The sequence below is a fragment of the Streptomyces sp. DT224 genome (assembly GCF_049844595.1).
Taxonomy (GTDB): Bacteria; Actinomycetota; Actinomycetes; order Streptomycetales; family Streptomycetaceae; genus Streptomyces.
The window spans coordinates 285,923-308,334 of sequence record NZ_JBNCLI010000006.1 but is presented as its reverse complement, the minus strand read 5'-3'; the positions used below and the strand labels follow the sequence as shown (position 1 = coordinate 308,334).

Genomic DNA, 22,412 nt, shown 5'->3' with positions numbered 1-22,412 from the left:
CGGTTACCTGTGGGGACGGGGGACCGGGGCGGCGAGAGCCCCCGTGCACGGTGTGCGCGGGGGCTCTCGGCGTGCCAGGAGGGTCGTCAGGCGCGAGCGGTCTCCGGCTTCGGAGCCTCGTGGTGCGGCGCGTCGTGGTGCGGCGCCTCCTGATGCGTACGCCGCAGGAAGCGGACCAGCGGGGCGCAGTCGAACTGGACGACCTCGACGCCGGCCGTGTCGTGCCGTTCCACGACCACCTGGACCCTGCCGCACGGCCATATCCGCCAGTCGTCCTGCTCGACCGGGTAGCGCAGCCCGCGCTCCAGGAGCTCGCGCTCGACGGACCACTCCGTGCCGCCCGGGTAGGCGATGCGGACCGTCGCGGGGGACTGCGTGCTGTCGAACCGCAGCTCGACCGGGACGACGGGCAGGTCGCGGGCGTCGGTGACGAGCCGGGCACGGGCATGGTCATGGATCACGGGGGGCATCGGCCGGCTCTCCTCCTATATGGACATCTTTGTCATCCAATGTCCCATATTTTACGCAAAGAGCACTATGGGAGTCCTGTGCAGTTGTGGGGGACGCGCTCTTGCGAACGTTTCGCAACAAGGTCCTATCATTGAGTGGTTCACGACCCCGCGCACCCGGCGCAGCGACGCGAAAACGCAGGAAGCGGAGCCTCCCCCATGCATGTACCCGACGGATTCATCAACGCACCCGTCTCCGCCGTCGCGGGCGTCGTCGCCGCCGGGGCCGTCGCCGTCAGCCTGAAGGGGGCCCGGCGCGAACTCGATGAGCGCACCGCGCCGCTGGCCGGACTCGTCGCCGCCTTCATCTTCGCCGTGCAGATGCTGAACTTCCCCGTCGCGGCCGGCACCAGCGGCCACCTGCTCGGCGGGGCGCTCGCCGCGATACTCGTCGGACCGTATACGGGCGTGCTCTGCATATCCGTCGTCCTGCTGATGCAGGGCATCCTCTTCGCCGACGGCGGCCTCACCGCGCTCGGGGTCAACATCCTCGACATGGGCGTCGTCACCACCGTCGTCGCGTACGCCCTCTTCCGCGGTCTGCTCGGGGTGCTGCCGCGCACCCGGCGCTCCGTGACCGCCGCCTCGTTCGTCGCCGCGCTGGTCTCCGTACCGGCCGCCGCCTGCGCCTTCACGCTGATGTACTGGATCGGCGGGACCACCGACATCCCGATCGGCAAGGTCTTCACCGCCATGGCCGGCGTCCACGTCCTCATCGGCATCGGCGAGGCCGTGATCACCGCGCTCACCGTCGGCGCCGTCGTCGCCGTCCGCCCCGACCTGGTCCACGGCGCCAAGGGCCTCGCCGCCCCGCTCAAGCTCCGCGTCGACGGCGAACTGGTCGACGCCCCGGCCCCCGCCCCGGCCGCGCACCGCCCGACCCGCGGCCTGTGGGCCACCGGCCTGGTCACCGCCCTCGTGCTGGCCGGATTCGTCTCCTTCTACGCCTCCGCCGATCCGGACGGCCTGGAGAAGGTCGCCGCCGACCAGGGCATCGACAAGGAGGCCGAAGAGCACGCCACCGCGGACTCCCCGCTCGCCGACTACGGCGTCAAGGACGTCTCCGACACCCGGCTCTCCGGCGGCCTCGCCGGCGTGATCGGCGTCGGCGCCACCCTCGTCGCGGGCAGCGGCGCCTTCTACGTGGTCGCGCGCCGGCGCCGTACGCAGGGCGAGGCCGGCATCCGTACCGAAGAGAAGGTCTGACATGGGCGCGGGCCACGCCCACAAGCTCTACCGGCACGGGCACTCACCGGTCCACGACCTGCCGCCGCACTGCAAGCTCGCCGCCGTGTTCTGCTTCGTCGTGGTCGTCGTCTCCACCCCGCGCGAGGCCGTCTGGGCCTTCGGGCTCTACGCCCTGCTCATCGCGGGCGTCACCGCGCTCGCCCGCGTCCCGGCCGGGTTCCTGCTCAAGCGGCTGCTGATCGAGGTGCCGTTCGTCGCGTTCGCCCTGCTCATGCCGTTCGTCGTGCCCGGCGAGCAGACCCACGTCCTCGGCCTGTCCGTCAGCGTCCCCGGCCTCTGGGGCGCCTGGAACGTGCTGGCCAAGGGCACGCTCGGGGTCGCCGCGTCCGTGCTGCTCGCCTCCACCACCGAGCTGCGCGCGCTGCTGCTCGGCCTCCAGCGCCTCAAGCTGCCGCCGCTGCTCGTCCAGATCGCGTCGTTCATGATCCGGTACGGCGACGTGATCACCGACGAGATGCGCCGCATGTCCATCGCCCGCCGCTCACGCGGCTTCGAGGCGCGCGGCGTACGGCACTGGGGCGTCCTCGCCAAGTCGGCCGGGGCCCTGTTCATCCGCTCCTACGAGCGCGGCGAACGCGTCCACCTCGCGATGGTCAGCCGGGGCTACGCGGGCACCATGCCCGTCATCGACGAGGTGACCGCCTCGCGCGCCCAGTGGGCGTACGCCTCGGCCCTCCCGCTGCTCGCCCTCGCGGTGTGTCTGGTGGGATGGACCGCATGAGCCCCGACCCCGCCCCCGTACCGCCCTCCCTGGAGGTCAGCGGCCTCGCGTACGCGTACCCCGACGGCCACCAGGCGCTCTTCGGCGTCGACCTGACCGTCGGGCGCGGTGAACGCGTCGCACTCCTCGGCCCGAACGGCGCCGGCAAGACGACCCTGGTCCTCCACCTCAACGGCATCCTGGAGGCGGGCGCCGGGTCGGTGCGCGTCGCCGGGCTGCCGGTGGACAAGCGGAACATGGCCGAGATCCGCCGCCGCGTCGGCATCGTCTTCCAGGACCCCGACGACCAGCTCTTCATGCCCACCGTCCGCGAGGACGTCGCCTTCGGACCCGCCGCCGGGGGACTGCGCGGCGCGGAGCTGGAGGAGCGGGTCACGGAGGCGCTGAAACAGGTCGGCATGGAGGAGTACGCGGGCCGGCCGCCGCACCACCTCTCCTTCGGGCAGCGCCGCCGCGTCGCCGTCGCCACGGTCCTCGCCATGCGCCCGGAGATCCTGGTCCTGGACGAGCCCTCCTCCAACCTGGACCCTGCGTCGCGGCGCGAACTCGCCGACATCCTGCGCTCCCTGGACGTCACCGTCCTGATGGTCACGCACGACCTGCCGTACGCCCTGGAGCTGTGCCCCCGCGCGGTGATCCTCAGCGACGGGGTCATCGCCGCCGACGACCGCACCCAGGACCTGCTCTGCGACGAGCCCCTGATGCGCGCCCACCGCCTGGAGCTCCCCTTCGGCTTCGACCCGCGTTCCGTGACGGTGCATTCGGGGTGACCCGCCCCACCTCCCACCTGCGGTGCCGTGCACCATGGGGGGATGAGCGGGAGTGCGGCAGCAGGGGTGGACGTACGCGGCACGGCGGCGCCCGGATTCGAAGCGGTCCGGGATGCCTTCGTCCGTAACTTCGAGCAGCGCGGGGACCGGGGGGCGGCGGTCGCCGTCTACCGGCACGGGCGCAAGGTGGTCGACCTGTGGGCCGGCACCAGAGACGTGGACGGCGCCGAACCCTGGGCCGTCGACACCGTCCAGGTCGTCCGCTCCGCCGGCAAGGGCATCGCCGCGGCCGTTCCGCTGCTGCTCCACCAGCGCGGCCAGATCGACCTGCACGCCCCGGTCTCCACGTACTGGCCGGAGTTCAAGGCGAACGGCAAGGAACGCGTCCTCGTCCGCCACCTCCTCGCCCACCGGGCCGGCGTCCCGGCCCTGGACCGGCCGCTGACCCCGGAGGAGGCCGCGGACGGGGTGAGCGGGGCGCACGCCGTCGCCGCGCAGGCCCCGGCCTGGGAGCCCGGCGCGGCGCACGGCTACCACGCGCAGACCTTCAGCTGGCTCATCGGCGAACTCGTGCGGCGCGTCACCGGGCGCACCGTCGGCCGCTGGGTCGCCGAGGAGATCGCCCGCCCGCTCGGCCTCGACTTCTGGTTCGGCATCCCCGACGACGAGGCCCACCGGGTCGGCCGGATCGGGCCCGTCGAACCACCGGCCACCGAGAACACCGGGGCGCTGCGGATGCGCCCGAAGCGGTCCGTCGTGGACGCCTACCGCGACCCGGAGTCCCTGACCCGGCGGGCGTTCGGCGCGATCGACCCGCTGCCCGACGAGAACGACGGGGGATACCGGGCCGCGGAACTCCCCGCGTCCAACGGCACCGCGACCGCGCGCGGCCTGGCCCGCTGCTACGCCGCGATGATCGGCCCGGTCGACGGCCAGCGGCTGTTCGCCCCGGCGACCCTGACGCTCGCCCGCACCGAGGAGTCGGCGGGCCCGGACCAGGTCCTCGTCGTCAACACCCGCTTCGGCCTCGGCTACATGCTCCACGGCCCGGCGAGCCCGCTCCTCGCGCCCGGCTCCTTCGGGCACCCCGGCCGGGGCGGCTCGCTGGGCTTCGCGGACCCCGAGTCGGGGATCGCCTTCGGGTACGTGACGAACGGCCTCCAGAAGGGGGTCACGGCGGACCCGAGGGCGCAGGCGCTGGTGCGGGCGGTGCGGTCGGCTCTGTGACTGCCGGGCGTTCCGGGGGAGTTGCCGCCGGCCGCCCCGGGCCCGGGTCCCGGTTCGCGCGGTACGGTCGGCGCCATGACTCCTGCGCGCTTCGACGGATACGGCGTCCTCATCACCGGCGCGGGCCGGGGCATCGGCGCCGCCACCGCCCGCCTGATGGCCGCGGAGGGCGCCCGCGTCCTCGTCACCGACCTGGACGGGGAGCGGGCGCAGTCGGTGGCGGCGGAGATCCGGGCGGACGGCTTCGCGGCCGAGGCGCGGGCCTGCGATGTGGCGGACCGGGCGGCGATCGAGGCGGCGGTGGCGTACGCCGTGGAGACCTTCGGCGGGCTCGACGTCCTCGTCAACAACGCGTACTCGTGCAACGTCGACAGCACGCTCTTCGAGGACGAGCAGGACGAGACCTGGAACCGCGACCTGGACGTCAGCCTGGGCGGCGCGTACCGCTGCGCGCGCGCCGCGATGCCGCACCTCGCCGCGTCCGGGCGGGGCGCGATCGTGTCCATCGGCTCCGTCAACGGCATGCAGGACTTCGGCAACCACGCCTACAGCGCCGCGAAGGCGGGCCTCGCGAGCCTCACCCGCACCCTCGCCGGCCACGCGGGCCCGCGCGGGGTCCGGGCCAACCTCGTCGTCCCCGGCACGATCCGCACCGACGCCTGGGCGGGCCGTGAGGCGGAGCTGGACCGGGTCACCCCGCTCTACCCGCTGGGCCGGGTCGGCGAACCGGAGGACATCGCGAAGGCGGTGGCGTTCCTGGCGTCGTCGGACGCGGAGTGGATCACGGGCACGTCGCTGTGCGTGGACGGCGGGCTGACGGCGGTCAACACCGGCTTCCGGGCAGCGATCTCGGAGTAGCCGGGCGCCGCCCGCGAACGCTTGAGGTCCTCCTGTGCAAGTACGGGGTGAGACCGCCGCCCCGGCGGTCCGGGACAGGAGACTTCATGGACCCGGACGAGGACCTGCTCGCCCGTTCCGCACGGGAACCCACGGCCTTCGAGCCCCTGGTGGCCCGGCACTCGCCGGCCCTGCACGGCTACCTCGTACGCCGCGCCCCGGCCGCCGCCGACGACCTGCTCTCCGAGGTGTGGCTCCAGGCGTACGCCCACCGCGCGACGTTCGACGCCGCGCGCGGCTCCGCCCGGGGCTGGCTGTTCGGCGTCGCCCGCACCGTGCTGTCCCGCCACCGGCAGACCACGGCGCGCGCGGCGGCCCGCAGTGGGCAGCAGCCCGACGCGGCGACGGCCGACCCGTGGCAGGCGGTCGACCAGCGGCTCGACGCGGCCTCGGTCGCCCCGGAGCTGCGCCGCAGACTCGCCGAACTCCCGGCCTCGGAGCGCGAGGTGCTGCTGCTCGTGGCCTGGGAGCAGCTGACCCCCGCCGAGGCGGCCGCCGCCGTCGGCATCCCCGCCGGAACCGCCCGTTCCCGCCTGCACCGGGCCCGCGCCCGGCTGCGCGACGGACTGGCCGGCCCCGCCCGTACGACCCTGACGGGAGACTTCGCATGACGCACGAGAACCGCCCCACGGACCTGCTCGACTTCCCCGGCGCCGCCGCCCTGGAGCGCGCCGGCCGCACCGAACCCCTCGACCCGGCGGTCCAGGCCCGCGCGCACGCGCTGATCCTGGACGCCATCGCGGCGGACGCCGCGCCCGCTCCCGCTGCCGCTGCCGTGCCGCGTTTCGGCCGCCGCCGGGTGCTCGCCCTCGCGGCGGCGGTCGCGGCGGTGGCGGTGGGGGCTGCGGTCCTCCCGGTCACCGACGTCGGGGGCGACGGACCGGCGGCGAGCGCGTCCGCGTCGGAGGTGTTCACGAGCATGGCGGACCGGGTGGCGGGGGAACCGGCTTCCTCCGCCCCGTACTGGAAGACGACCGTCCGGTCGTGGGCCGAGGGGAAGCGGGCCCACACCGATGACGTCTACCTGGCCCGTGACAGGGTCGTGATCAAGCCGGAGAACGGCTCCACGATCACTAAGAAGAGCCTGAATATAGCCACTTGGCGCGTCGGCACCGCGCGGCTCCGCTGGGACGACCTGGACGCCCTCCCCACCCGCCCCGACGCACTTCGCAGCGCACTCTCGGCCGGTGCGAAGGGCTCCGCCGCCGAACAGACCGTCCTCCAGGCCGGCGACCTGCTGACCGACGCCCCCATTTCGCCGAAGCTGAGGGCAGCGCTCTACCGCGTCCTGGCGGACACGCAGGACGCGGTGGTGACGGAGGGCGTCAAGGATGCTACGGGCCGCACTGGCACCCGTATCTCCTGGAAGTGGAAGGAGAAGCCCGGCTACAAGATCTACAACCCGAGCTGGATCGTGCAGCCGTCCACCGGCCGCCTCCTGGAACGCAACTACACCCCCGTCGGCAAGGACGGCCACATCACCGATCGCGACACCTACCTGTACGCGGGCCCGGCGAAGACCACGGGCTGAGCGGGGCCGCTCGCCAACGGGCATCAGAATTGCTCGGCGCGGCCCGGAGACGCGTCACCAGGGGATCTCTCCCTCCTCGCTGAAGAAGCGGCCGGTCGGGCCGTCGTCCTCCACGGTGGCCAACTGGATGGCGGCGGTCGCGCCCTGCTGCGGGGTGCGCGTCCCCCGGAAGCCGTTGAGGTCGGTCGCGGTGAAGCCGGGGCAGACGGCGTTGATCAGGATGTGCGTGTCGGCCAGTGCCTTGGCGTACTGCACGGTGACGGCGTTGAGGAAGGTCTTGGACGGCGCGTAGGCGATGGAGATCGGGCCGGTCTCGGCGCCCGGGGTGGTCTGGAGCGTGAGGGAGCCGACGCTGCTGGACACGTTCACGATCCGCGGCGACGGTGAGCGGTGCAGCAGCGGGAGCAGGGCGTTGGTGACGCGGATGACGCCGATCACGTTGGTCTCGACGGCCGCCCGCACCCGGTCCACGTCGACCCCGGTGGGCTCCTGGGGGTGGCCGCCGGTGATCGCCGCGTTGTTGACGAGCGCGTCGAGCCGCCCGGCCCGCTCCTCCACCAGCCGGGCCGCCGCGGTCACGCTCGCGTCGTCGGTCACGTCCAGCGGTACGCCGAAGGCGTCGACCCCGGCGGCGCGCAGCTTGTCCACGGCGGCCTCGCGCCGCTCCTCGTCCCGCGCGCCGACGCCGACCGTCCAGCCGAGCGCGCCGAGCCCGGCGGCGATCTCGTATCCGATGCCCTTGTTGGCCCCGGTCACCAGCGCGACCTCGGGGTGGTTCACATTCTTCGTCTCAGTCATGTCTCCGATGGTTCTCCCCACCGGGGCGGGGCGTCCAAGACCGACCGGGTGGGCGGCGATACCGTCCGGGTATCGCTCCTGATGGGACTCGCTACGCTGGCGGGGTGGAGACACGTGAACTGCGGTACTTCGTCGCGGTCGCCGAGGAGTTGCACTTCGGCCGGGCCGCACAACGGCTCGGGATCGCCCAGCCCCCGCTCTCGCGGGCGATCGGCGGCCTCGAACGGCGGCTGGGCGCGCTCCTCCTGGAGCGCAGCAGCCGGGGCGTCACCCTGACCACGGCCGGGGCGGTGCTGTTGCGGGAGGCGCGGGCGGTGCTGGACGCGGTCGAGGCCGCCGAGCGCCGTACCCGCCGCGCCGCTCTCAGCGCGGCCGGTCACCCCACCGTGATCCTCGCCGCGAAGGCGGGCGCCTCCGGCGAACTGCTGGCCAAGCTCCTCGATGCCTACGCCGCCGAGCCCGGTGCCGTCGCCGTGGACGTCATGCTGTGCGGGCCGGGCGAGCAGGCGGGGGTGCTGCGCGACGGCCGGGCCGATGTGGCCCTGCTGCACCGGCCGTTCGACGACCTGGCCGGCTTCGACACCGAGGACCTGCACACCGAGGGCCAGGTCGCGGTCCTCCCGGCCGGCCACCCCCTCGCCCTCCGCCCCCACCTGAGCCTCGCCGAGGTCACCGCGCTCCCCGACCTCCCCCTCCCGCGCTGGCCACGCCCCGACGGCACCTTCCCGGACGGCCCCGGCCCCAAGGTGCGCGACCACACCCAACTCACCCAGCTCATCGCCCTGGGCCGCGCCTGCGCGATCGTCCCGGAAACGATCCGCCCCAGCCTCCACGAGGGCCTCGTCGCCGTCCCCGTCCCCGACAGCCCCCGCGTCACCACGGTCATCGCCTGGCCCCCGCACAGCCGCTCGACGGCGGTGGCGGGGTTGGTCCGCGCGGCCACGGCCCTGTGACGGGGCCCGTACCTCGAACGCCGAGCGCCCCCTGGGGGCCTCCTGCTCTCGAAGCCAGGTGTGAGCGTGTGCCAAGGTCGCGGGATGCTGCGACTCACCGATTTCATCATCGACTGCCCGGACACGATGAAGCTGGCGGCCTTCTACTCCGAGGTCACGGGCCGTCCGGTGAAGGAAGGCAGCTCCGAGGACTGGGCCGGCATCCAGTTCGGCGAGTTCGAGCTGGCGTTCATCCGGGTGGCCGACTACCGCGCTCCGCAGTGGCCCGACAGCGAGCATCCCAAGCAGTTCCACCTCGACTTCGAAGTGGACGAGTTCGAGCCGGAGCAGCGCCGCGTCCTCGACCTCGGCGCGACGCTCAGGCAGGACTTCATCGGCCCCAACGGCTACGGCTGGCAGGTCTACACCGACCCGATCGGCCACCCCTTCTGCCTGTGCCGCAACAAGGGCGTCACCTGGACCGACCAGGGGCCGGTCTGGCCCGAGCGCGGCTAGCTCTTCGGCGCTCCATGGCCGGGCTGCTCTACGTACTCGTGGACGAGGCGATCCGCTGCCCTCACCGGCAGACGAGCATGCCGCCCAGGCAGGTGACGCGGAAAGCGCCCGCTGTCCGGATGGTCTCGTTGACTCGGTCCCTGGCGCGTTCGATCGTCTCCCGGAACGGAACGCCCATCTCGTCGGCCCAGGCTTCGTAGGAGGCCAGGTGCGCGATGATCGGTGCGGCGTCGGTCACCTCGATCACCCCAGGTAGGGGGATAGTGCGGATCTCGCCGAACACCGAACCGAGGATCGTCGGTGCGTCCTCCAGGGTGAATCGAGCGGACAACTGCACACGGGCCGGGCCCTCTTGCACGCCCAGCACATCGCCTGCGGCCTGGCGCCAGAGGTGTTCCAGCTCCAGCTTGTCGGTCCGGCTGTTCGTGGAGACGATCGCGATGCCGCCGGGTGCCAGGACACGCCCCAACTCTCTTATAGCTCGGACTTGGTCCTCGACGTGGTAAAGCATGTGCAGCGCGAAAACCGCACCGAGGGATCCGTTCGAAACAGGCAACTGCTGGACGTCCGCGACGACCGCTCCAGAGACGGCCCCGACGATGCCGTGGGAGACGTCCATGGGCAGCACGTCCAGGTCAGGACGGTCGTTTCGCACCCGGGCGACGAACTTCCCGTTGCCGCAACCCACGTCGGCGACGACGCCGCGCACGTCGGCCAGTTCGTCAACGACGATGCCCGGAAGGTCGTGGCTCGGCGTCTGCCATCGGTAAAGGGACTGCCGCGCGGCCAGGTGCTGACCTGTTCCGTATGCCTTGGTGGCGAGAAGGCTGCGATCGGTCACCAGACGATCATGCGGGGGTTGGGAGGTCATCGTGGCTCCGTAGGATTGCCGGCGAGAGCGGGCCGGACGGTCGCCTCGCGAATGTGCGCGCGAAGATCGACTGCCGACCGTGCGCCACGGTACGGCTCGCTTCCGAGGAGCGCGGCCAGATTACGAAGCCTAATGGTGATGCTCGCCGTGTATGTCTCGGCGCCGAACAACTCAGCGAGCTGAGTTGGCCGCCGTACGACCCATGGCGCGCAGCAGATCTTCTGGGTCCATGCTCACAGCCTCACGCTCCTCGCGCGGGGCGTGGGGCCTTATCTCATCAGGAGGCCGTACATGCGGCGGGATGAACGTCGATCGTGCCACCAACACCTGACTGTCAGGTGTACCGGGCCACCGTGTACGCGGTCGGACCGGCAAGGGTGCCTCCGGAGCTGTCGGTCATGTTCAGGATCTCGAAGCCGACGCCCTCCGCGTACTGTTCGAGCTCGCGCGGGAAGAGGACGCGTCTGCGGATCTCGTCCTGGGCTTCGTCCCCTGAGGGGAGTGCCCAGTGCCGGTGCATGGTGTTGATCTGGGTCCGCAGGTCCCACTCGTGGCGGACCGTGACAGTCGCCGGGCCGCTCGGGGTGTCGACCATGGCGGTCATCGGTTCGGTACTCGTGATGGGTGCGACGGGGGAGCACAGGATGAGCAGGCTGCCCCTCTGGGCGTGGGCCGCGAACGTGGCGAAGGCCTGGGTGATCTCGTTGTTGCCGTGGACGTAGGCGAGGCTGTTACCCATGCAGGTCACGACGTCCGTGCGCTGCCGGAGTCGCGCGGTGCGCATGTCTCCGATGCGGATGTCCAGCTCCGGCCGGGCCCGGTGGGCGTAGTCGACCATGCCGGGCTGGAGGTCCAGGCCGGTGCACTCGAAGCGCTTGGCCAGGATCTCCAGGTCTCTGCCGGTGCCGCATCCGAAGTCGAGCAGCGTCCGGGCGTCCGGCCGGTACGTCTCGATCAGGGACTGACACATCCCGGCGCCGGTGCTGTCGGACTGGATCACGTCGTACAGGGCCGGGTCCCGGTAGAGGAGGTTCGTCGCTTCCACTGGTTCCGCTCCCGTGTCGTGGTCGGTCACATGAGGCTCCGCAGTCCGACCTCAAGGGTGAGGACATCGCACAGCAGATCAGGGACGGCCAAAGCGGCATCGGCGTCCCTACGGGCCTGAGCGAGTGCCTTGCCGTCAACGTAGCCGAGATCGACCAGGACGGATTCCTTGAGCATGTCGTCCAGTACAGGCAAGCCGTAGGAGCGCAGCCCTTTCTGCAGGACGGCCAGGAAGTTCTCCGGTTCGGCCGGCGACGCCACCGACTCCGGCAGTCCTGCCCGCCTGATCCGCTCACGGAACAGTGTCTTGCCTCGCTTGTACTCGTGAGGCAGCTGCTCCATGAACCGGACGATCCGCGGGTGTACGAGCGGGCTCACCGGCCAGACGCCGACTCGCAGGAAGCCGGGATTGTGCATGCCGAACGCCATCAGGGTCGGCACGGGCAGGACGGGAATGGGCGCCAAGTGCTCGTTCACCTCGCCCAGGGCGTGGACCGCCTTCGGACCGAGCCACGGAACGGCTTCCGGCGCCGGCAGTTCCGCGGCCGTCCTTGAGTGGTGGGCGTTGACCTCGTCCCCTCCGCTGCCGGTGAACATGACCTCGCACCGTCGGGTGGCCGCCTGCTCGCGTACGACGTCGAAGGCTTCCTGGTAGAACGCCCCCGCCGGATCATGCGGGCGGTGCAGAGCACGTACGCCGCCGGGGTAGAACGGCGGGTACTGCAAGGCGGGAATGGCCACGTCTCGGAAGCCGCAGCGCTCGGCGTACACGCTGCGGCGCTCGCTCTGCTGTCTGCCGATGCTTCCCCCGACCAGTAAGCCGAAGCTGTGCACCTGCGGAATGCGCGCCGCCTTCACGGCCAGGGCTACGTTCCCGGAGTCCGCGCCCCCCGACAGCTCGATGCCCACACACCCCGTAGCGTTGGGCGCTTCGCGGATTACGTCGGTCAGCAACTCGTCGAGCATGGCGAGTGGATCGACACCGGGCCGCAGCGCGCGGGGCTCCAGGACGTGTTCGGCAGGTTCCGGGTAGCGGATGCCGAGTCCGGCAGCGGTGAACGTGGCCGATGCCCGCTCCGTCAGACGGTGGATGCCCTCGAACAACGTCTCGGATGTGTAGCGATGCTGCCTGGTCAGTGTCCGCGCCACGACGCGCGGCGCCAAGCGGTCAGCCGACAGGTACGGCCGCAGTGCTGCCACATCCCATGATGCGTGCAGTTCGCCGGCCTTCTCCAGCAGGTACAGCGGGGCTGTCCCGAAGACGCCCGCCGTGAGTCGGGCTTCGCCGGGCGTCATGACGACCTCGACGAAGTCGGCCTCGCCCCTCTTGCATTCCTTCACCCTCATCCGCACACATGGCGCCTGGTCGTCGACCTCCATGACCAGCGTGGACACGTTCGCGGGCTCGATCCAGCTCTCGCCGTTGACCCAGCGTCCTCCTTCCGGCCTCCATCGGGGCTCCTGGAGATCGGCCAGGCGCAGACACATCGACAGCATGTTGTCCCTCTCCGGCGTCATACGGCGGGGCGGGGCCGCGAACGACCCCGCCCCGCCTGGCTCAGCCCTGGGCTACTTGGAGCAGTGGTCGCCGTTGTTGTCGCCACCGCCGGGCATCTTGTCGAGCAGCGTGGCCTCGACGGCCGGGACGCCGGTGATCAGGTCCCCGGTGAACAGATCGTCCACGTTCATCGTGTTCTCCTCTTACGGTTGAAACGGACCCCGCGGCTGATGCTGCGGAGTTGAGCCCGTCCGGCTGCCGGCCTTTACGAAGAAGGCGGCCGGACGGGTGCCCACCCCTTCCGGCAGTGGGCCCTCCGTCGCCACAGGTGGCACTGAACGTGTGGCGAGGGAGGAGTCAGGTGGGGGTGGAGGCAGATGTCATGCCTGGGACGAAGCCGATCGACGCGGAGACGGTGTTGATCAGCAGCGCTCCGGCGTGACGGCCGACGACTGCGGATAGCCGCCTCACAGCCGCTCGCCGCGACTGCGCTCGTTCGCCTCGCGCACCGCGATGCTCAGCCCAGCCGCAGCATCCTGAGGATCGGCACGGCTGTGCTGCGGGCACTCACACGGCGGGAACAGGTTCGAGCCCGGCGGCGGGTCCGCACCCTCGTAGGTGCCGATCCTCAGCGCTCCGTCCACTCCACGCTCTTCGATCAACTGGGCCAGTCGGGCCCGCGCTTCGCTCTTCATCCTTCAGTCCCTCAGACGATGGTTGTAGGCGAGGTCTCGCCGTCCCCTGCTGTCTCTACGCAACCGTGTGGCCACGCACAGCGGTACCGTTACGGCAACGCCGGGACTTGAAAGCCTTGAAAGTTCGCAAGGGCACGGGGAGTTGAGGACATGGCCAAGCGTGAACCGAACGGGGCGCTCGGGCGCCTGCTCACCGAGAGCCGTTGGACTTACCGCCAGTTCGCTCGGGCGGTGAACCGTGTGGGAACGGAGATGGGCACGCCCCTGCGTTACGACGAGTCGGCAGTGAGCCATTGGCTGGGCGGCACCGTGCCTCGCGGGGTCGTGCGGATGTGCGTCCTGGAAGCCTTCTCTCGGCATCTGGGGCGGCCCGTAACGCACGCTGAGGCCGGTCTGCCCGTTCCCCGCGATCACTCCCCGACAGCCGCGGATACCGTGGAGGGGCTGATCGACCTCGGGAGGCAAGACATGGACCCATCGCGCCGCAGCGTCCTGGGGGCTGGCCTGTTCTCCGTCGCCCTCACGATTCCCGGGTGGCCGGATGTCGTCGGCCGCGCCGAAGCGGTCCAGTCCGGCCGCGCCCGCCGGATCGGCATGAACGAAGTGGACATGGTCATCGCCATGACCGAGCGCGTCTCGGAACTCGACGACCAGTTCGGGGGTCGCCACGCACGCCCCATGGCCGCCTCGTTCATGGTGAACACGGTGGCGCCCTATGTGCGCGCCGACGCCCCCGACAACGTACGAAAGGCCATGCTGTCCGCGGCTTCGGACCTGCTGTACCTGACCGGCTACATGGCCGTGGACGAGGGGCTGCACGGCCTTGCGCAGCACTACTACGTCAAAGCGCTGGAACTGGCGGGCACCGCCGAGGACCACCTGACCTACTGCACCACTCTGCGCGGCATGAGCGTCCAGGCCATCGACCTCCGCCACGGCGGCAAGGCCATGGAACTGGCAGACGCCGCAGCAGCCGCCTCCCCCAAAGCAGGACCTCGCATGCTGGCCTTCCTCGCCGGCCAGCAAGCACACGCCGCCGCACAGACCGGCGACCGGAATCGGGCGCTGCGGTACATCCGGGAGGCCGAGACCGCCATGGACCGTGCCGAGTCGCGCGGCAAGGCGTTCGGCTCGTACGACCCTGCGTCGCTCAACTACCACATCAGCCAGGTGCGTTATGAACTCGGCGATGTCTCTGGCGCCATCGAAGCCATGCAGCAGTCCGACAAGGTGCGCTACAGCGTCTATCGCCGTGCCCGCGTCCGCCACCGCGCCATGCTGGCCGAACGGCAGCTGGAGGTCGGCCACCTCGAAGCGGCCTGCAACACCTGGCATCAGGCGCTCGACGACTACCCCATGGTGCAGTCCGGCCGAGCCGACGACCGGGTCAGAACCATGTTCGGACTTCTCCGGCCGCATCTGAAGAACGCCACCGCACGGGACCTCTACGACCGCGCACGAACGATCGCGCCGCCTTCCCTGGTCAGCTGACCCGTGCCGTTGGCGACCTCGGCCACGCTTCAGCCGTGCGTCGCGGATGGGTTCCTAGGGAGGGCCGCGGGTTCGTCGCCGTCGGATGGGGAGCAGGGCCGCCGGTTGGTGGACGTCGAAGTACGCGAAGGCCGTGAACGAGATCGACACTGCCGCCCCGATCCCTGGACCCGGCGCCTCGCGGCTGCCGCCGCCTGGCAGGCGCACCGTCCGGGCCGGTGACAGCGCGGTGCGCCTACGCTGGTGCCCATGACCTCAGTGGAGGAGAAGCGCCCGCGCGCGCTGCTCGCGGGCGCTTCGCGGCGGTGGGTGCGGGCGCTGCCGTGGGCCGTGGCGTTCGTGCTGTGCGTCGCTCTGCTGCCCACCACCATCAAGGTCCTCACCGCCGACTACGGCCTGAACGGGGGCGTCGCCGGCGCACTGGCCGTCGCCCAGGCCGCCCCGCTCCTGCTCGCCGTCGTACGGCCGCTGCACGCCTGGTACGTGATCTTCGCCGCGGACGTGGCGGGGGCGCTCGCGCTGCTCGGCGTCGACTTCGAGGAGCGGCTGCTGTGGCCGTTCCCGCCCATGCAGATCGTCGGGTACGTCGGGCTCTGCCTCGCCCTGGGCCTGCGCGAGCGGCGCCGGACGCTGACGCGGGTGTGGCTGGTCACGGCGGGGGCGAACGTGGCCCTGGGGTTCGCCGCACCCCACGGCTTCGGCGCCGGCGGCCTGCTGTTCACCATCCTCGGAGGCATCGCGCTCCTGCTGGGCGGCGCGCTCCGCGAGCGGTCCGACGCGCAGCGCCGACTGGCCGAGCAGGAGACGATCAGCGAGGCCGAGCGCGGCCGGCGCACGCTGCTGGAGGAGCGCGCCCGGATCGCCCGCGAACTGCACGACGTGGTGGCCCACCACATGTCCGTCATCACGGTGCAGGCCGACACCGCGGAGTACCGCCACGACGGGCTGCCGCCACCGCTGCGGGAAGAGTTCACGTCCATCGCGGCCACCGCGCGCCAGTCGCTCGGCGAGATGCGCAGGCTCCTCGGCGTACTGCGCAACGAGGACGCGCACGGTGAGCTCGTGCCCCAGCCGGGCCTCGCGCAGATCGGGCCCCTGGTGGAGGCGGCGGAGAGAGCGAGCGGGCCGGTGGACTTCACCCCCTGCGACGTCGAGGTGCCCGAGGCGGTGGGCCTGTCCGCCTACCGGATCGTCCAGGAGGCCCTGGCGAACGTGGTGCGGCACGCGCCGGGAGCACCCACGCGGGTGGCGCTGTCCGTGTCGGAACCCGGTCCGCCGGCCGCCCCGCAGCTCACCGTCCTCGTCGTCAACGGCCCGCCGCCCGGGGCGTCCGGAGGGCCGCTCGAAGCGAGCGGCACCGGGCACGGTCTCGTCGGCATGCGCGAGCGGGTCCGGATCATCGGCGGCACCCTCGACGCGGGGCCGCTCCCGGACGGCGGCTTCCGGGTCGCCGCCCTCCTCCCCCTCACCGGAACGGACCTCACGTGATGACACGCGTCCTCATCGTCGACGACCAGGCCATGGTGCGGGCGGGCTTCGCCGCGCTGCTGGCCGCCCAGAGCGACATCGACGTGGTGGGCGAGGCCCCCGACGGCGAGCGGGGCGTCGAGCTGAGCCGGCAGACCCGCCCCGACGTCGTGCTGATGGACGTCCGGATGCCCGGGATGAACGGCCTGGCGGCCGCACGCGAGCTCCTGCACCCGCCGTCGGGCGTGACCCACCGGCCGCGCGTCCTGATGCTCACCACCTTCGACGTCGACGACTACGTCTACGAGGCGCTGCGGGCGGGCGCGAGCGGCTTCCTCCTCAAGGACGCGCCGCCGGCCGACCTGATCGCGGCGGTCCGCGTCGTGGCCTCGGGCGACGCGCTCCTCGCCCCCTCCGTGACCCGCCGCCTCATCGCGGACTTCGTCAAGCAGCGGCCCGCCGCCCGGGGCAGGCCCGCGCAGCGGCTGGGCGGCCTCACGGAGCGCGAGACCGAGGTCCTCTCCCTGGTGGCCCGCGGCCTGTCGAACGCGGAGATCGCGCAGACCCTGGTGCTGGCCGAGCAGACGGTGAAGACCCACGTCAGCCGCGTCCTCACCAAACTCGGCCTGCGCGACCGCGCCCAGGCGGTGGTCTTCGCCTACGAGTCGGGGCTGGTGGCCCCGGGCGAGTAGGCGGTCCGCGCACGCCCGCTCTCCTCCACCCCCTACGGCCGTAGCATCGCCATCTTGGCTCCCGGGTATGACGCCCCGCGCACAGCCTTCCCCGCACTCTTCACCCGTAGGCGAAACGGACGTGTGAGGGAGACCGGAGAATGAGGCTACGAAGCGCCAAGCGGGGGAAGGCGGGCGACCGGCCGGAGGCGGACAACCGGCCCGGGGGCCCGGCCGCCACGCCCGGCCTCGCCGTCGAACTGCGTGACGTCCGGCGGCACTACGGCCGCGGTGCGGGCACGGTGCACGCCCTCGTGGGTATCGACCTGGCCCTGCCCAGCGGCACGTTCACCGCGGTCATGGGCCCGTCCGGGTCCGGCAAGTCCACGTTCCTCCAGTGTGCCGCCGGGCTCGACCGGCCGTCGGCGGGCTCGGTCCGGGTCGGCGGTACGGAGATCACCGGCATGGGCGAGAACGAGCTCACCGAGCTGCGCCGCAGCCGCCTCGGCTTCGTCTTCCAGGCGTTCAACCTGCTGCCGTCGCTGACCGTGGAGCAGAACGTGCTGCTGCCCATGCGCCTGGCCGGGCAGCACCAGGACCGGCACCGGGCGCAGGCGGTGCTCGCCCAGGTCGGGCTCGCGGACAAGGCACGGCGCCGGCCCGCGGAGCTCTCCGGCGGCCAGCAGCAGCGCGTGGCCGTGGCCCGCGCCCTGGCCACCCGCCCCGACGTGATCTTCGCTGACGAACCCACCGGCGCGCTCGACACCGGCACCGCCGCCGAGGTCCTCGGCCTCCTGCGTCACGCGGTGGACTCGCTCGGGGCCACCGTCGTCATGGTCACCCACGACCCCGCGGCGGCCGCCTGGGCGGACCGGGTGCTGTTCCTCGCCGACGGCGCCTTCGCCGACCACGTCGAGCGCGGCTCGGCCGAGCAGATCGCCGCCAGGATGGCGGCCCTCACCGCACGGTCCGCCCGCGCCGGCGCGACGGCCGGGGTGGCGGCATGAGGCGCCCCAACGGACTCGCACGAAAGGCCATCCGCTTCAAGCCCGCGTCCTTCGCGGGCACCTTCCTCGCGCTGCTGATGTCCGCGCTGATCGTCTCGGCCTGCGGAATCCTGCTGGAGACCGGCCTGCGCGCCTCCGTGCCGGCGGAGCGGTACGCGGCCGCGCCGGTCGTCGTGGCGGCCGACCAGAACGAGTACGTCGTCACCGGCAGTGGCGAGGACCTGGAGAAGGAGGCGACGCCGCTGCCGGACACCGCCCGGATGGACGCCGGGCTGGCGGCGAAGGCCGCCGGGGCACCGGGCGCGGCCACGGCCGTCGCGGACTTCACCTTCCCGGTGCACGCGCGGGGCGGCGCGCTCACCGCGCACGGCTGGGGCTCGCACGCCTTCACCGGCGCCTCCCTGACCGCCGGCTCCGCACCCCGCGCCGGCGAGGTCGTGCTCGACGCGGGCGCGGCCCGCGCCGCGCGGGCCTCCGTGGGCGACACCGTCGCGCTGGAGACCGCCGCCGGGCAGCGGGACTTCCGCGTGGCCGGTCTCGCCGAGGCGGGTCCCGCCGAGGCCGCCCGGGACTCCGGCGGCGCGGGCGGCACGACCTGGTTCGCCGACGCCCAGGCCGCCGTCCTCGCCGGGCACCCCGGCAGGGCCGACGCCGTCGTCGTACTGGCGGAGAAGGGCACCGGCGCCGACGCGCTCGGCGACGCCGTGCGGCAGGCCCTGGCCGGCTCCGGTGTGCAGGTCCACACCGGTGACGACCGCGGGGCCGTCGAGGAACCGGGCCTCGCGTCCGCCAAGGTGACGCTCTTCGGGATCGGCGGCTCCTTCGGGGGCATCGCCGCCATCGTCGCCGTCTTCACCGCGGCCGGGACCGTGGCGCTCTCGGTCGGCCAGCGGGCCCGGTCCTTCGCCCTGCTGCGCGCCATCGGCGCCACCCCCCGACAGGTGCGCCGTGCGGTCGCCTCCGAAGCGCTGCTCGTCGCACCGCTCGCCGGGATCGCCGGCTGCCTGCCCGGCATCGGGCTCGCGCACTGGTGGTTCGGGCAGCTCCAGGACCGTGGCGCCGTCCCGCACGCCGTGGACCTGCACGTCTCCATGCTCCCGCTGCTCGCCGCCGTCGTCCTGGGCCTGCTCACCGCGCTCGGCGCGGGCTGGACCGCCGGGCGCCGGCCGGCCCGGATCGCGCCGGGGCAGGCGCTGTCGGAGGCTTCGGTGGAGCGGCTGCGGCCCGGCCTGATCCGCACCTTCCTGGGCGTCGCCGCCCTCGTCGGAGGCGCGATCCTCACGGGCGTGTCCGCCCGCTCCGCGGGTGACGACGCGGCCGGTGCCGCCCTCGGCGTCGTCATGCTCTTCATGCTCGCCGTCGGGCTGCTCGGCCCGCTGGTGGCGCGGCTGTGCGCGGGACTGTTCGGCCTGCCGCTGCGCGGCGGGGGGCCGGCGGCCGGGCTCGCGGCCGCCAACTCCCGCGCCAACGCCCGCCGCCTCGCCTCCGCGATCACGCCGATCGTGCTCGCCGTGGCGTTCTCCTCGACCCTCGTGTTCATGCACACGAGCGAGAACCACGCCGCCGACAAGCAGGTGCGCGCGGGTATCACCGCGGACCACGTGGTCACGGACCCGGCCGGGCTCCCGGTGGACGCGGTCGCCCGCGCGGCGCGCGCGCCGGGTGCGGAGGCGGCCGTCGGGCTGCTGAACACCCAGGTGCTGGTGCCGACCGGCTCGGGCGAGTTCGCGTCGTTGCAGGGTGCGGCCACCCAGGGCGTCACCGGCTCCGGCGCCGCCCTCGCGAAGGTGCAGGACCTGGACGTACGTGACGGCAGCCTCGGCCGGCTCGGCCCGGGCCGCATCGCCATCGACCGGGCCCTGGCGGCCTCGGCGGACGCGGGTGTGGGCGACCGGCTCCCGCTCTACCTCCCGGACGGGACCGAGGCCGCTCCCGAGATCGTCGCGGTCTACGGCCGCGGCCTCGGCCTGGCCACGGTGACCATGGACCGGGCGTCCCTGACCGGGCACGTCACCTCGGCCTTCGACAGCACCCTGCTGGTACGGGGCGGCTCGGCGCAGTCGCTCAGCGCCCTGGGCGAGGTCACCGACGCCTCCGGCTACGCCACCGCGCGGAATGCCGAGGCGGAGCTGGGCGCCTGGATGAACACCACCATGGCCGCGGTCCTCGGCGGTTTCGCGGCCGTCGCCGCCGTCAACACCCTGGTGATGACGGTCCGGGACCGCCGTCCCGAACTGGGCGCGCTGCGCCTCGTCGGCGCCACCCGGCGGCAGGTGATGACGATGCTGCGCTGGGAGGCCCTGCTGGTCTCCGCGGCGGGCCTCGTCCTCGGCTCCGCGATCGCCGCCGCCACGCTGATCCCGATGATGAACGGCGTGACCGGCGACGCGCCGTACGTGCCCCCCTTGATGTACGGGGCCCTCGCGGCGGCTGTGGGCGGCCTCGCCCTGCTCGCGGTCGCGCTGCCGGCCAGGGCCGGGCTGCGCCGCTGGGCGTAGGGCGGCGAACAGAGGCGGGAGTCCGGTGAGACCGGCTCCCGCCTCTGTTCGCTGTCGGGCCGCGTGGCCCGGGTCGCCCGCCGTCTCCCCGGGGGCAGTCCCGGGGAGACGGCGGCGGCGTGGCCGTTCCCTCAAACGGAACGCCGACGTGGTGGTGTGCCCGCGCAGGTCAGCTGTAGACGCCGAACTCGTAGAGCGAGTAGCCCCAGCCCGTGCCGCGCGCGGTGCCGTTGACGCGGACGTAGCGGCCGGTGCCGGAGACGTCGAGGTCGTCGATGTCACCGTTGCCGTCGGTCACGGTCTTGACCGTCGTCCAGTTCTGGCCGTCCTCGGACGTCTGGATCTCGTAGCCCTTGGCGTACGCCGGGTCCCACGCCAGCTGCACGTGCGTGATGGCCGTGGAGGCGCCCAGATCGACCTGGAGCCACTGCGGGTCGCTCCAGTCGCTGGCCCAGCGGGTGTCGGACTTGCCGTCCACCGCGTTCTCCGCGCCGCACGGGCAGCCGCCGGTCGGGTCCGTCTGGAAGGAGGAGGCCGTGGCCGGCTTGCCCTGCGAGACGTTGGTGCCGTCCACCTTCGGCGGGATCACCTTGAGCGACTTGGTCTCGATGCCCACGTTGCCGTGGCCGTCCCTGGCCTTCACGTAGACCTTGTAGACGCCCGTCCTGCTCGGCGCCTTCGCGGTCAGGGTGCCGTCGCCGTTGTCCTTGGTCTCGGCGGGGACGAGCGCCTTGTTCTGGTCGATGTAGTTGCTGCTGAAGAGGACCTGGTAGGTGATCGCGTCACCGTCCGGGTCCGTGGTGTGCGTGCTGACGCGCACGTCGGAGCCGGTGGGGACGCCCGCAGTGGCGTTGTCGACGGTCATGTCGGAGATCACCGGCGGGGTGTTGTCCCCGGAGGTGTCGGCGCCGTACGCCTTCTTCACCGCGTAGTACGAGAGCCGCTTCTCGCCGCCCGGGAGGAGGTTGAACCAGACGCCGCCGAAGTCGTCCTCGGTGCCGTAGTGGAACATCGTGGCGCCCAGGGCCACCCCCGTGTGCCCCGTGACGCAGCCCCACGCCTTGGTGTAGCCCTCGGCCTTCGCGGTGTCGGTGGGCTCGTCCGGTACGCCGTTGGCGTCGTCGTCCACCTCCCACTCGCCGGCCGGACCGGTCTCCGTGACGATGTACGGCTTGTCGTAGCCGCCCTGCTCCCAGTCCGACTTGACATTGCAGACCGCGTCGTAGGCGTTGACCGCGTACAGGTCCAGGTCGGGGGCGTTCTTCTTGTAGTACGGCCAGGCGCCGGTCCACGCGTCGGTGGAGGTGACCGGGTGGTTCGGGTCCACCTCGTGGATCTTCTTCGCGATGTCGTTGACGAAGGAGGTGTAGGCGTTGCGCTGGGCCTCCAGTTCGTCGCCGCCGTAGCAGTTCTGCAGGCCGAGGGTGGATTCGTTGCCCACGTTCCACATCAGCACGCCGGGGTTGTCCTTGTAGGTGTCGACCCACTTCGGGAACTCGGCGAGCATGTCGTTCTTGTACTGCGTGTCCGTCAGGTAGTTGACGCAGCCGCCGCTGCCCGGGCCGCCGCCGGGCTGGAGCCAGAAGCCGGCGATCACCTTGACGCCGTTGGCCGCCGCCGTGTCGAACAGCGGCTTGCTGGTGGCGTCCGTGCCCCAGGTGCGGATCGTGTTGACGCCCATCGACGCCAGGTCCGGCAGGTACTTCCCGGCGTCCGCGACCGACGGGCCCCAGGTGAGGCCCTTGACCGTATACGGCGAACCGTCCACGGTCAGCTGCCAGTCGCCCGGCGAACCGGTGACCTTCACGACGTTGCCGGCCGCCTGCGCCGCCGGTGCCTGGAGGGCGAGCAGTCCGCCGCCGAGGAGGGCGGCCGCCGCGAGGGGCGCGATCAAGCGACGGGTCGTGCGGGTGGGGGGATGGTGCATGTGTCTCTCTCCTTGCGTGTGGGGGGAGTTGGGGGGATGAGGAGTGGTCCTTGCGCGCATGGTCCGGGGCCTCCGCGATCTTGGAGAGCGCTCT

The 22,412-nt window shown here is 72.3% G+C and carries 21 protein-coding genes; 14 read left to right on the top strand and 7 right to left on the bottom strand.

Annotated features, from left to right (window positions below; translation table 11 throughout):
* Positions 1–86: 86 nt before the first annotated feature.
* On the bottom strand, positions 87–470 hold the full coding sequence (locus ACLQ2N_RS17195; RefSeq protein ID WP_425813818.1) for an SsgA family sporulation/cell division regulator: 384 nt from the start codon (positions 468–470) through the stop codon (positions 87–89).
* 198 nt (positions 471–668) lie between these two features.
* On the opposite strand from ACLQ2N_RS17195, the gene ACLQ2N_RS17190 reads away from it, so the two are divergent.
* The 7 genes from ACLQ2N_RS17190 (at position 669) to ACLQ2N_RS17160 (ending at position 6,903) form a co-directional block, all read left to right on the top strand.
* Positions 669–1,715 carry an energy-coupling factor ABC transporter permease gene (locus ACLQ2N_RS17190; protein ID WP_425813816.1) on the top strand — a complete coding sequence of 349 codons (1,047 nt, stop codon included), beginning with the start codon at positions 669–671 and terminating at the stop codon, positions 1,713–1,715.
* 1 nt (position 1,716) lies between these two features.
* Complete coding sequence (gene cbiQ / locus ACLQ2N_RS17185) at positions 1,717–2,478, top strand: cobalt ECF transporter T component CbiQ (RefSeq protein WP_425813814.1); 762 nt, start codon at positions 1,717–1,719, stop codon at positions 2,476–2,478.
* Positions 2,475–3,248 (top strand): energy-coupling factor ABC transporter ATP-binding protein, encoded by a 774-nt coding sequence (locus tag ACLQ2N_RS17180; RefSeq protein ID WP_425813812.1) that lies wholly within the window; start codon positions 2,475–2,477, stop codon positions 3,246–3,248. Before cbiQ ends, ACLQ2N_RS17180 begins: the two co-directional genes overlap by 4 nt.
* A gap of 66 nt (positions 3,249–3,314) precedes the next feature.
* Positions 3,315–4,475: a serine hydrolase domain-containing protein gene (locus ACLQ2N_RS17175; RefSeq protein ID WP_425814209.1), complete on the top strand. Its 1,161-nt coding sequence runs from the start codon at positions 3,315–3,317 to the stop codon at positions 4,473–4,475.
* A 75-nt stretch (positions 4,476–4,550) separates the two neighbouring features.
* Positions 4,551–5,333 (top strand): SDR family NAD(P)-dependent oxidoreductase, encoded by a 783-nt coding sequence (locus tag ACLQ2N_RS17170; RefSeq protein ID WP_425813810.1) that lies wholly within the window; start codon positions 4,551–4,553, stop codon positions 5,331–5,333.
* Between the two features lie 86 nt (positions 5,334–5,419).
* A complete protein-coding gene (locus ACLQ2N_RS17165) occupies positions 5,420–5,983 on the top strand; it encodes an RNA polymerase sigma factor (protein WP_425813808.1) in 564 nt (187 codons plus the stop codon).
* Positions 5,980–6,903 (top strand): CU044_5270 family protein, encoded by a 924-nt coding sequence (locus ACLQ2N_RS17160; protein ID WP_425813806.1) that lies wholly within the window; start codon positions 5,980–5,982, stop codon positions 6,901–6,903. The genes ACLQ2N_RS17165 and ACLQ2N_RS17160 overlap by 4 nt, the downstream gene beginning before the upstream one ends.
* A gap of 54 nt (positions 6,904–6,957) precedes the next feature.
* Here ACLQ2N_RS17160 and ACLQ2N_RS17155 read toward each other — a convergent pair whose 3' ends face one another.
* Entirely contained in the window at positions 6,958–7,701 is a 744-nt protein-coding gene (locus tag ACLQ2N_RS17155; RefSeq protein ID WP_425813804.1) for an SDR family oxidoreductase, read from the bottom strand.
* Positions 7,702–7,805: 104 nt separating this feature from the next.
* Between ACLQ2N_RS17155 and ACLQ2N_RS17150 the strand changes: the two genes are divergently transcribed.
* Complete coding sequence (locus ACLQ2N_RS17150) at positions 7,806–8,654, top strand: LysR family transcriptional regulator (protein ID WP_425813802.1); 849 nt, start codon at positions 7,806–7,808, stop codon at positions 8,652–8,654.
* An 84-nt stretch (positions 8,655–8,738) separates the two neighbouring features.
* Entirely contained in the window at positions 8,739–9,149 is a 411-nt protein-coding gene (locus ACLQ2N_RS17145; RefSeq protein ID WP_425813800.1) for a VOC family protein, read from the top strand.
* Positions 9,150–9,210: 61 nt separating this feature from the next.
* Here the strand turns inward: ACLQ2N_RS17145 and ACLQ2N_RS17140 are convergent, their stop codons facing one another.
* The 4 genes from ACLQ2N_RS17140 to ACLQ2N_RS17125 all read right to left on the bottom strand — a co-directional run bounded on the left by ACLQ2N_RS17140 (position 9,211) and on the right by ACLQ2N_RS17125 (position 13,257).
* On the bottom strand, positions 9,211–10,020 hold the full coding sequence (locus ACLQ2N_RS17140; protein ID WP_425813798.1) for a class I SAM-dependent methyltransferase: 810 nt from the start codon (positions 10,018–10,020) through the stop codon (positions 9,211–9,213).
* A 334-nt stretch (positions 10,021–10,354) separates the two neighbouring features.
* Complete coding sequence (locus tag ACLQ2N_RS17135) at positions 10,355–11,065, bottom strand: class I SAM-dependent methyltransferase (protein ID WP_425813796.1); 711 nt, start codon at positions 11,063–11,065, stop codon at positions 10,355–10,357.
* A gap of 26 nt (positions 11,066–11,091) precedes the next feature.
* Positions 11,092–12,444, bottom strand: a complete 1,353-nt coding sequence (locus tag ACLQ2N_RS17130) for an asparagine synthase-related protein (protein WP_425813794.1) — start codon at positions 12,442–12,444, stop codon at positions 11,092–11,094.
* Between the two features lie 585 nt (positions 12,445–13,029).
* Positions 13,030–13,257 carry a hypothetical protein gene (locus ACLQ2N_RS17125; RefSeq protein WP_425813792.1) on the bottom strand — a complete coding sequence of 76 codons (228 nt, stop codon included), beginning with the start codon at positions 13,255–13,257 and terminating at the stop codon, positions 13,030–13,032.
* Positions 13,258–13,407: 150 nt separating this feature from the next.
* Between ACLQ2N_RS17125 and ACLQ2N_RS17120 the strand changes: the two genes are divergently transcribed.
* From ACLQ2N_RS17120 to ACLQ2N_RS17100, 5 genes are all read left to right on the top strand, one after another.
* The gene (locus ACLQ2N_RS17120) at positions 13,408–14,748 is read left to right on the top strand and encodes a tetratricopeptide repeat protein (RefSeq protein WP_425813790.1); all 1,341 of its coding nucleotides are present in this window, start codon (positions 13,408–13,410) and stop codon (positions 14,746–14,748) included.
* Positions 14,749–14,997: 249 nt separating this feature from the next.
* Positions 14,998–16,236, top strand: a complete 1,239-nt coding sequence (locus tag ACLQ2N_RS17115; RefSeq protein ID WP_425813788.1) for a sensor histidine kinase — start codon at positions 14,998–15,000, stop codon at positions 16,234–16,236.
* On the top strand, positions 16,233–16,907 hold the full coding sequence (locus ACLQ2N_RS17110) for a response regulator (RefSeq protein WP_425813786.1): 675 nt from the start codon (positions 16,233–16,235) through the stop codon (positions 16,905–16,907). Before ACLQ2N_RS17115 ends, ACLQ2N_RS17110 begins: the two co-directional genes overlap by 4 nt.
* 140 nt (positions 16,908–17,047) lie before the next feature.
* On the top strand, positions 17,048–17,893 hold the full coding sequence (locus ACLQ2N_RS17105) for an ABC transporter ATP-binding protein (protein ID WP_425813784.1): 846 nt from the start codon (positions 17,048–17,050) through the stop codon (positions 17,891–17,893).
* Complete coding sequence (locus tag ACLQ2N_RS17100; protein ID WP_425813782.1) at positions 17,890–20,391, top strand: ABC transporter permease; 2,502 nt, start codon at positions 17,890–17,892, stop codon at positions 20,389–20,391. The genes ACLQ2N_RS17105 and ACLQ2N_RS17100 overlap by 4 nt, the downstream gene beginning before the upstream one ends.
* 169 nt (positions 20,392–20,560) lie before the next feature.
* Here the strand turns inward: ACLQ2N_RS17100 and ACLQ2N_RS17095 are convergent, their stop codons facing one another.
* On the bottom strand, positions 20,561–22,318 hold the full coding sequence (locus ACLQ2N_RS17095) for a discoidin domain-containing protein (RefSeq protein ID WP_425813780.1): 1,758 nt from the start codon (positions 22,316–22,318) through the stop codon (positions 20,561–20,563).
* Between the last annotated feature and the right edge of the window lie 94 nt (positions 22,319–22,412).

Coding starts and splice junctions, on each gene's coding strand:
- ACLQ2N_RS17195 (WP_425813818.1), bottom strand. CDS start 470: ATGCCCCCCGTGATCCATGACCATGCCCGTGCCCGGCTCGTCACCGAC.
- ACLQ2N_RS17190 (WP_425813816.1), top strand. CDS start 669: ATGCATGTACCCGACGGATTCATCAACGCACCCGTCTCCGCCGTCGCG.
- cbiQ (WP_425813814.1), top strand. CDS start 1,717: ATGGGCGCGGGCCACGCCCACAAGCTCTACCGGCACGGGCACTCACCG.
- ACLQ2N_RS17180 (WP_425813812.1), top strand. CDS start 2,475: ATGAGCCCCGACCCCGCCCCCGTACCGCCCTCCCTGGAGGTCAGCGGC.
- ACLQ2N_RS17170 (WP_425813810.1), top strand. CDS start 4,551: ATGACTCCTGCGCGCTTCGACGGATACGGCGTCCTCATCACCGGCGCG.
- ACLQ2N_RS17165 (WP_425813808.1), top strand. CDS start 5,420: ATGGACCCGGACGAGGACCTGCTCGCCCGTTCCGCACGGGAACCCACG.
- ACLQ2N_RS17160 (WP_425813806.1), top strand. CDS start 5,980: ATGACGCACGAGAACCGCCCCACGGACCTGCTCGACTTCCCCGGCGCC.
- ACLQ2N_RS17155 (WP_425813804.1), bottom strand. CDS start 7,701: ATGACTGAGACGAAGAATGTGAACCACCCCGAGGTCGCGCTGGTGACC.
- ACLQ2N_RS17145 (WP_425813800.1), top strand. CDS start 8,739: ATGCTGCGACTCACCGATTTCATCATCGACTGCCCGGACACGATGAAG.
- ACLQ2N_RS17140 (WP_425813798.1), bottom strand. CDS start 10,020: ATGACCTCCCAACCCCCGCATGATCGTCTGGTGACCGATCGCAGCCTT.
- ACLQ2N_RS17130 (WP_425813794.1), bottom strand. CDS start 12,444: ATGGAGGTCGACGACCAGGCGCCATGTGTGCGGATGAGGGTGAAGGAA.
- ACLQ2N_RS17125 (WP_425813792.1), bottom strand. CDS start 13,257: ATGAAGAGCGAAGCGCGGGCCCGACTGGCCCAGTTGATCGAAGAGCGT.
- ACLQ2N_RS17120 (WP_425813790.1), top strand. CDS start 13,408: ATGGCCAAGCGTGAACCGAACGGGGCGCTCGGGCGCCTGCTCACCGAG.
- ACLQ2N_RS17115 (WP_425813788.1), top strand. CDS start 14,998: ATGACCTCAGTGGAGGAGAAGCGCCCGCGCGCGCTGCTCGCGGGCGCT.
- ACLQ2N_RS17105 (WP_425813784.1), top strand. CDS start 17,048: ATGAGGCTACGAAGCGCCAAGCGGGGGAAGGCGGGCGACCGGCCGGAG.
- ACLQ2N_RS17100 (WP_425813782.1), top strand. CDS start 17,890: ATGAGGCGCCCCAACGGACTCGCACGAAAGGCCATCCGCTTCAAGCCC.
- ACLQ2N_RS17095 (WP_425813780.1), bottom strand. CDS start 22,318: ATGCACCATCCCCCCACCCGCACGACCCGTCGCTTGATCGCGCCCCTC.